At 30.2% G+C, this 7,833-nt stretch carries 9 protein-coding genes; 4 read left to right on the forward strand and 5 right to left on the reverse strand.

Going from position 1 to position 7,833, the window contains the following annotated elements; translation table 11 throughout:
• Window positions 1-246: 246 nt before the first annotated feature.
• The 4 genes from B4L98_RS03555 to rlmH are packed head-to-tail and all read right to left on the reverse strand — an operon-like array spanning window position 247 to window position 3,045.
• Window positions 247-1,167, reverse strand: coding sequence for a ribonuclease Z (locus B4L98_RS03555; RefSeq protein WP_219034751.1), 921 nt, complete (start codon window positions 1,165-1,167; stop codon window positions 247-249).
• Window positions 1,164-1,745 (reverse strand): RdgB/HAM1 family non-canonical purine NTP pyrophosphatase, encoded by a 582-nt coding sequence (gene rdgB / locus B4L98_RS03560; RefSeq protein WP_219034752.1) that lies wholly within the window; start codon window positions 1,743-1,745, stop codon window positions 1,164-1,166. Before rdgB ends, B4L98_RS03555 begins: the two co-directional genes overlap by 4 nt.
• Window positions 1,746-2,579: a CPBP family intramembrane glutamic endopeptidase gene (locus B4L98_RS03565; protein WP_219034753.1), complete on the reverse strand. Its 834-nt coding sequence runs from the start codon at window positions 2,577-2,579 to the stop codon at window positions 1,746-1,748. It lies immediately after the preceding gene.
• A complete protein-coding gene (gene rlmH / locus B4L98_RS03570) occupies window positions 2,572-3,045 on the reverse strand; it encodes a 23S rRNA (pseudouridine(1915)-N(3))-methyltransferase RlmH (protein WP_115001348.1) in 474 nt (157 codons plus the stop codon). Before rlmH ends, B4L98_RS03565 begins: the two co-directional genes overlap by 8 nt.
• Before the next feature lie 26 nt (window positions 3,046-3,071).
• Here rlmH and B4L98_RS03575 point away from each other — a divergent pair, with 26 nt between their 5' ends.
• The gene (locus B4L98_RS03575; protein ID WP_219034754.1) at window positions 3,072-4,043 is read left to right on the forward strand and encodes a YihY/virulence factor BrkB family protein; all 972 of its coding nucleotides are present in this window, start codon (window positions 3,072-3,074) and stop codon (window positions 4,041-4,043) included.
• Here B4L98_RS03575 and B4L98_RS03580 read toward each other — a convergent pair.
• Window positions 4,040-4,915, reverse strand: a complete 876-nt coding sequence (locus B4L98_RS03580; RefSeq protein ID WP_286495960.1) for an ion transporter — start codon at window positions 4,913-4,915, stop codon at window positions 4,040-4,042. The two genes, B4L98_RS03575 and B4L98_RS03580, sit on opposite strands and share 4 nt — an antisense overlap.
• A gap of 45 nt (window positions 4,916-4,960) precedes the next feature.
• Here B4L98_RS03580 and B4L98_RS03585 point away from each other — a divergent pair, with 45 nt between their 5' ends.
• The 3 genes from B4L98_RS03585 to B4L98_RS03595 all read left to right on the forward strand — a co-directional run bounded on the left by B4L98_RS03585 (window position 4,961) and on the right by B4L98_RS03595 (window position 7,790).
• Window positions 4,961-5,851, forward strand: a complete 891-nt coding sequence (locus B4L98_RS03585) for a TIGR01777 family oxidoreductase (protein ID WP_221856027.1) — start codon at window positions 4,961-4,963, stop codon at window positions 5,849-5,851.
• A 70-nt stretch (window positions 5,852-5,921) separates the two neighbouring features.
• The gene (locus B4L98_RS03590) at window positions 5,922-6,677 is read left to right on the forward strand and encodes a DUF3857 domain-containing protein (protein WP_125348827.1); all 756 of its coding nucleotides are present in this window, start codon (window positions 5,922-5,924) and stop codon (window positions 6,675-6,677) included.
• Window positions 6,678-6,683: 6 nt separating this feature from the next.
• A complete protein-coding gene (locus tag B4L98_RS03595; RefSeq protein ID WP_219034758.1) occupies window positions 6,684-7,790 on the forward strand; it encodes a hypothetical protein in 1,107 nt (368 codons plus the stop codon).
• The last annotated feature ends 43 nt before the right edge of the window (window positions 7,791-7,833 follow it).

The raw sequence follows: 7,833 nt of genomic DNA on the forward strand, positions 1-7,833 counted from the left end.
GAGGATATGACGTACCCACATATAGAAATGGGTTGACAATGGATAGACGCTACCCTGGTACACATTTATCAGGAAGTAATCCATTATACACTATTCTTGCTACAGCAAATGAAGTAATTGAATATATTCCTGAACAACAAATTATTGTTTCTAAAGGAGTTTTAGTTCAAAATCCATAGGATTGAGAAACATTTGTAAAACTAAAATCCGTTCGACTATCGAACGGATTTTTTTATATTTTGATTACTAACTTTCTATTTTTATTGTTTTCAACAATTCTGGTAAAACGGTATTCGTAAATTCTTCTTGGGCTTCGATTAACAAAGGTTTATAATCGTGATAACGATTAGAAAAATGACCTAAAATTAATTTCTTTACATTGGCTTGTTTCGCAATCATTCCAGCTTCTTTTGCAGTTGTATGCCCTGTGTAAACCGCTAAATCTTTCAATTCGTGTAAAAATGTTGATTCGTGATATAACAAATCGACATCTTTTATAATTGGAACAATATCTGGTTTATATTTTGTGTCCGAACAAAACGCGTAACTCAAGGACTTTTGAGCATCAAATGTTAAATAATCATTCGGAATTATTTTTCCAGATTCTAACGTAAAATCTTTTCCATTTTTCAAATTTTGATAATCGCAGATTTCAATTTCTGGAAATTCCTCGATCGTATCCATATTCAATTTTCGAGGTTTTGGCTTTTCTCGAAAAAGATAACCATTTGTATAAACTCGGTGATTTAGCGGAATAGAATAAACTTCAACTTTATCATCTTCAAAAACTAAAACAGATTCTTTTGTATGCAATTCGTTGAAAATAATCTCGAATGAGTTATTAGATTCTGTTAAACGTAATTGTGTTGTAATAAATTCCTCAATTCCTTTCGGACCATGGATATGCAAAGGCATATCGCGACCAAGCAATTGAAGTGTAGAAATTAATCCAATCAATCCAAAAACATGATCGCCGTGCAAATGCGATATAAAAATGTGATTTATTCGGTTGAATTTTGCCTTCGCTTTTCGCAATTGTACTTGTGTTCCTTCTCCGCAATCAATCAAAAAATAGCGTTCTGCGATGTTTAATAATTGAGCGGTCGGATGCGTAAAAGCTGTTGGTAATGCTGAATTAAATCCTAATATTGTTAGTTGTAAACTCAATTTACGTTTAGATTAGTTAAAAAATCGTTTAATTTTTCGACAGCTTTTCCTCGGTGGCTAATTGCATTTTTTTCTTCAGGAGACATTTGTGCAAAAGATTTTGAAAAACCATCAGGAATAAAAATCGGATCGTAGCCAAAACCATTGTCACCCATAATTTCAGTTGCAATAGTTCCATTCACTCGTCCTTCGAAAAAATATTCCTTTCCATCCAAAATTAAACAGAAAATAGAAATAAAATACGCTTTTCGATTTGTTTTTCCTTCCAATTCTTTCAACGCTTTTGCAATATTATCTTCGTCTTTTCCTGTGCCAGCATATCGAGCAGAATATACACCAGGTGCTCCATTTAACGCTTCTATCACTAATCCAGAATCATCTGCAAAGATATTTTTCCCAGTTTTATCGAAAATAGTTTTCGCTTTTAATTGCGCATTTTCTTCGAAAGTTGTACCAGTTTCTTCAATTTCATCAAAGAAATTAATATCAGTCAATGATTTCATCGATAGGTAAGAAGGTAACATTTTTGTAACTTCTTTTACTTTATTGTTGTTATGTGTGGCAAAAATTAATTCCATTTATATTGTTTTTTGTTCTGTTTTTTTGATTAATAAATAGACAGATAAAATTCCGATAAGTGTCATTCCTCCAATTAATAAATAATCTCTTTGCGCAAAAACTTCGCCTTCCATATCGCCCTGCATTAGCATTAACGAGTACGAAAGAGTGTTGTTTAGGAAATGTAATAACATAGGTAAAAACAACGATTTTGTGCGATAATAAACTATTCCAAAAATGATTCCTAAAAGTCCAGCGCCTATAAATTGCCAAGGATTCATATGTGCACATCCAAAAATAAATCCATTGATTAAGATTGCAGTTGTAGGATTTACATTGAAATTTAGCATTCCTTTCAAGATTATTCCTCTGAAAATAATTTCTTCGAAAATTGGAGCCAAAATACAAATCATAATAAATCCAGCGATTTTGTAATCTAACATCATTTCAAAAGAAGCTTGAAAGATTTTATAGATTTCTTCTAAAGGTCCAGTTGTTGGAATTAAACTTGTTGCAACCTCGGCTAAAGGCAAAAGAAATAACCAACAAGCTATTGATAATATGAGCTGAATTGGAGTAAAAGAATGTTTGATATCTTTTAAAATTGATGCAAATTTAGTTTGTGTCAACATCAATAAAATAACAATTGCGCAAACCGTTCCTGTTAAAAATCCTAACGGTAAAAGTAAGTGATTAAGCGGTTTGTAAAAAAGTGCTGGAGCAGAAACAAGTCCGCCAGCAAACTGCATTATAATCACTGCAATTGCGCTATACAAAAGAGCTTTTCCAATACCAAAACTTAGTTTATTTTCTTGCTTAGGAACAAATTCTTCAAATGGAGAGGTGTTATTCATGATGATAAGGTTTACCCTGCAATATACTAAATCCTCGGTAAATTTGCTCAGTCAAAAATAGACGAACCATTTGATGCGTAAATGTCATATTGGATAAAGACATTTTTTTATTTCCACGATTGTAAACAGATTCGTCAAAACCATAAGGACCACCAATCACAAAGACAAGATTTTTGACAGATTGATTCATGTAATTCTGAATATCATCTGCAAATTGCTTCGAAGTAGGTTGTTTTCCTTTTTCATCCAAAATAATAACAAAATCTGTATTGATGATTTTATTCAAAATTTGCTCAGCTTCTTTTTGTTTTTGTTGAATTTCGGACAAATTTTTACGATTTTTGATGTCAGGAATTTCAATTCTTTGATAATTAATGTGCGAAGGCAATCGATTTTCATACTTTTGTAATAGCATTTCGATGGCTTTTTCGTCTGTTTTACCGATACAAATGGTCGTAATATTCATTCAAAATTATTTATTGAGACAAAAATATGCGCATTCTACAAGATTTTAAAACATATACAGGAATAAATTATTTTCGAGATTGGTCGAAAACAAAATTGATGAACAAAAATACGGGCATCACGGTATATGATTTCTTGAAAGTTTTTTGGATTCGCGTCATGAAAGGTAATTTTCCGTTGCGTTCGGCGGCAGTTTCGTGGATTTTATTTTTTAGTATGTTTCCATTTTTGCTTTTTTTGTTTAGTATTTTACCGCATTTGGTTTATTACCAAGAAATAAAAAACTTGCTATTTACACAACTTCTTCCTCAACTTTTACCTAAACATGTGAGCAATGAAGTGATTTCGTATATTGATAAAACGACGGCTGTACAAGGAAAACGTAAAGTGAATTATTTCTTGATTTTGATTACAATTTTTATGTCATCCAACGGAATACAAGGGATTATAAATGGATTTAATGTTTCGTATCAAGATGTTTATGTAAAGCGAAAAAACTCAAAATCGAGAATGATTTCGATAATTTTAACCTTGTTTTTTACAGTTTTTATTGTGTTACAAGTGTTTTTATCTTATTCGACATCAATTATTTGGAAATACTTAACCAACGTTTCATTTTTAAGTAAACTTGGACAATTTTCGTATTTAATCAACTATTTTTCGGTATTTATTTTTTATTTTGTTTCGATGTGTATGTTGTATTATTTCGGACCAAATCACAAAAAATCGCGTAGTACAGTTATTCCAGGGGCATTGTTAACTTCTGTTTTGTTCTTGTTAACTGTGATTGGTTTTAATTCGTATTTAAGTTATTTTACAAATATTGATTTGTTTTATGGATCGCTTGGATTAGTGATGATTATGATGATTTTTGTTTACATCAATGTTATTTTGATGTTAGTTGGTTATGAATTGAATATGTCAATTAATTACACCAAAAATTACGAATACGTTAATCATATTGACAATAATCGATTCATTAATTTGGATAAATTTTAAGGTTCATTTAAAAGATGCCCGCAGGTTTTGCAATAAATAGCACCATCTAGGTGGTAATCATCGCCACAATTGCGACATCTTTGCGTGTTTGTAGGAATATCTTCCTTATGTTTAGCCGCTTTATTCATTTCCATAGTTACAATACTTGTGGGAACAGCAATTACACCATAACCTATAATCATTACAACAGAAGCTAAGAATTGTCCTAAACCAGTGACAGGTGAAATATCACCATAACCTACTGTTGTTAAAGTAACAATTGCCCAATAAATACTAATTGGTATACTTGTGAAACCAGATTCGGGATGATCGTGTTCAACCATATACATAATCGAGCCAATTACAACAACAATTAATACTACAAATGATAAGAAAACGATGATTTTATCTTTACTTTCTTTCAGTCCTAACACCAACACATTTTTCCCACGAGTAAATCGAGTAAGGTTAAAAATTCTGAAAATACGTAGTAATCTTAAAATACGAATACTTGCTAGGTACTTACTTGTAGGTAAAACTAAACCAAGATAAAATGGTAAAATAGACAATAAATCAATAACTCCATAAAAACTAAAAATATATCGCCAACGATTTTTAACGCAATAGATTCTTAATAAATATTCTATAGTAAACAAAAAGGTTAAAATCCATTCTAAAGATACTAAAACTGTATGGTGTCTTGCGTTAATTGCCGGAATAGACTCCAACATAACTAAGCCAACACTCAATAAAATTAAAAGTAATAAAGAGATGTCAAAAAGTTTTCCATAAGGTGTATCAGCTTCAAAAACTATATCGAATATTTTTTGTTTTAGCTTCTTTTCTTCATCAGCTCCCATTCTTTTTAGATAAGGAAATCTACCTTTAAACATTAGTTTATATTTTTGGAATGAGCTAAATTAGGAAAAAATTTTAGTATGAATATTCTATTGACTGGTGGAAGTGGATTAATTGGTTCAGAATTAACAAAGATTTTAATTAAAAATGGACATCAAGTTCGTATTTTGACAAGAGAAAAAGAGATTGAACATCCTTTTTATCATTGGGAGAAAGATACAATTGATGAAAAAGTTTTTGAAAATTTGGATGGAATTATTCATTTGGCTGGAAGCTTAATTGCGAAAAGATGGACAAATTCTTACAAAAAAGAAATTTTTTCGAGTAGAGTTGATACAGCGAATTTACTTTTTGAGTATGTCAAAAAATTGAATATTGATTTGAAATTTTTTATCTCCGCGTCTGGAACTGCTTATTATGGACAAATTACTTCGAACAAAATTTTCAAAGAATCTGATGAACCGAATATTGATTTTTTAGGTAAAGTTTGTGTCGCATGGGAAAATGCTGCTTATCAGTTCGAAAAAATAGGTGCAAGAGTGGTTTGTCTTAGAACTTCTTTTGTTTTGTCTAAAAACGGCGAAGGTTTCAAATTATTAAAAAAACCTATTCAACTTGGTGTAGGAGCAAATCTAGGTAACGGAAAACAATGGATGCCTTGGATACATATTACAGATTTGATACAAATGTATGCGGAAGCTGTAGATAATGATAAAATAAAAGGAAGTTATAACGCATCTTCACCGCAATATATAAATCATTCGGAATTCAATCATACGCTAGCGAGAAAAATGAATAAACCTTTTTTTATTCCTAATATTCCTGCTTTTGTTATGAAATTAGCATTAGGTGAGATGAGTAGTTTAGTCCTAAATGGATCTAGAATTGACGCAACTAAAATTCAAGAAACAGGTTTCAAATTTCAATATCCTACTTTAGAAAAAGCGTTAGAAGAATTGATAGAAAAGTAACGAAAATTTTATTTAGATTATTCTTTATGTATTGTTGTGTATTGTACTTTTGCAGGAATTACAAATTGAAATGAAATTAAAAATTACTTTACTCTTTTTATTTATTGCATTATATACAAATGCGCAATCGAAAGATTTAAAATTCGGAAAAATTTCGGAGCAAGAAATTAACTTAACTCAAGTTCCTTTCGAGAAAAATGCAGATGCTGTTATTCTTTCGGAAGAAGGAAAAATGGATTTAACTTCGTCTAATTATTATTTGACTGTAAAACGAAGAATCAAAATACTGACTGATAAAGGACTTGATGAAGCAAATATACAACTGAATTATTACAGCAAGAATAGAAATGAATCTATAAGCGGAATTAAGGGAGGTACAATTAATATTGTAAATGGAGTAGAGCAAATGACTCCGATTGATGAAAAAGAGATTTTTGATGTTTCTTTAAATGAATTGTATGCTGCAAAACGTTTTACTTTTCCAAATGTAAAAGTTGGTTCTATTATCGAATATACTTATATCAAAAGTAGCGAACACAATTTTTCTATTGATGCGTGGAATTTTCAACATGATATACCAACGCTTTCGAGCAAGTTTCGATTAAATAATCAGGCTTATGGTACATATTCGATTATTACAATTGGTGATGGTTTGAATACAAAGTATAAAGGTAAATCTAGTTCAACGGAATGGTTATTACATAATATCCAAAGTTATAATCAATTAAAATACGTTTATAATCCTGAAGATCAAAGTGAACGAATTAAAATTCAGGCAGCTAATTATCATACAGATGGAGCAAAGAAAACTACGATGAGCGCGTAGATAGATTTGATTCAAGATATAAATGCACAATATGATTTGTATCGAAATCCTTCTGCAATCAGAGATGTTGCGCAAAATATTCCGAATGGAAAAGATGAGGTAGAAACTTTGAAAAATGTGATTGAATATATTGATTCAAATGTAAAATGGAATAGATTTTATGGAATTATTCCAACGCGTTCGAACAAAACTTTATTGAAAGAAAAGTCTGGTTCTACGGCAGATATGAATCTTTTATTGAATGAAATTTTAACAGCTAAAGGTTTCGAAACTTCGATGGTTATGTTTAGTAGTCGTCATCATGGACAAATTTTGTTTTCTTATCCAATTGTCAATCAATTCAATTCTGTTTTAACAGTTGTGAAATTAAATAATGGTGCTTCAAATATTATCTTAGATGCTTCAAAATTAAATAAAGAACAAATCGAATTTGGACCTTTAGATGTGTTTAATTATCATGGAATTGTCATCAAAAAAGGTGAAGCTTCGTTTGTAAAGTTGAATCAAAAATTGTCTTATTACGAATCATCATTAAAGTATGATTTTATGAGTAATGGAAATTTAATTCTTTATCGTAAAGACAAATTCAATGATTATTTTTATGATGATGCTGCAGACGAAGAAAATGTTTTGAATAGATATTTGACTGAATCTTTAGATGTGCGTTTAGACGAAGAAATTAATGATAAAACGGTTTTTGATACTGATTCTTACGTTAAAAATTATAAAGCAAAAGCTGTAATTCCGAATGCTCCATTTTATACATTTATAAATCCTTTGCGCGAATTTCTAAAACAATATACTTTTGAAGATAAAAATCGTCAGCGCAAAATAGAATTTAATTATCCTTATTTGTTTAATATTCAGGTGAAATCTAAAATTCCAGATGGTTACGAAGTGATAATTGATGAAAAATACAAAGCACATCACAAAACTGAGCTTGGTTTAGAGTATTATCAGGAAGCAAAAGTGAAAGATGGACAATTGATACTAGCAATTCAATTTTTATTGCCAGAAGGTGTTTATGAAGCGGATAAATACAATGAATTGAAACAATTTTTTGAGAAAATAAAAACAGAATCTCTGAAAGAAGTTTTAATGAAAAAGAAATAAATAAAATCCCGCACTGAAAAATTCAGTGCGGGATTTTATTTAT

The organism is Empedobacter sp. UBA5528 (assembly GCF_002426075.1).
Lineage (GTDB): Bacteria > Bacteroidota > Bacteroidia > Flavobacteriales > Weeksellaceae > Empedobacter > Empedobacter falsenii_B.

Bases quoted from the DNA above. Each gene is read 5' to 3' on its own strand.
- rlmH (WP_115001348.1), bottom strand. From the start codon at position 3,045: ATGAATATTACGACCATTTGTATCGGTAAAACAGACGAAAAAGCCATC.
- B4L98_RS03590 (WP_125348827.1), top strand. From the start codon at position 5,922: ATGAAATTAAAAATTACTTTACTCTTTTTATTTATTGCATTATATACA.
- B4L98_RS03575 (WP_219034754.1), top strand. From the start codon at position 3,072: ATGCGCATTCTACAAGATTTTAAAACATATACAGGAATAAATTATTTT.
- B4L98_RS03565 (WP_219034753.1), bottom strand. From the start codon at position 2,579: ATGAATAACACCTCTCCATTTGAAGAATTTGTTCCTAAGCAAGAAAAT.
- B4L98_RS03580 (WP_286495960.1), bottom strand. From the start codon at position 4,915: ATGTTTAAAGGTAGATTTCCTTATCTAAAAAGAATGGGAGCTGATGAA.
- B4L98_RS03585 (WP_221856027.1), top strand. From the start codon at position 4,961: ATGAATATTCTATTGACTGGTGGAAGTGGATTAATTGGTTCAGAATTA.
- rdgB (WP_219034752.1), bottom strand. From the start codon at position 1,745: ATGGAATTAATTTTTGCCACACATAACAACAATAAAGTAAAAGAAGTT.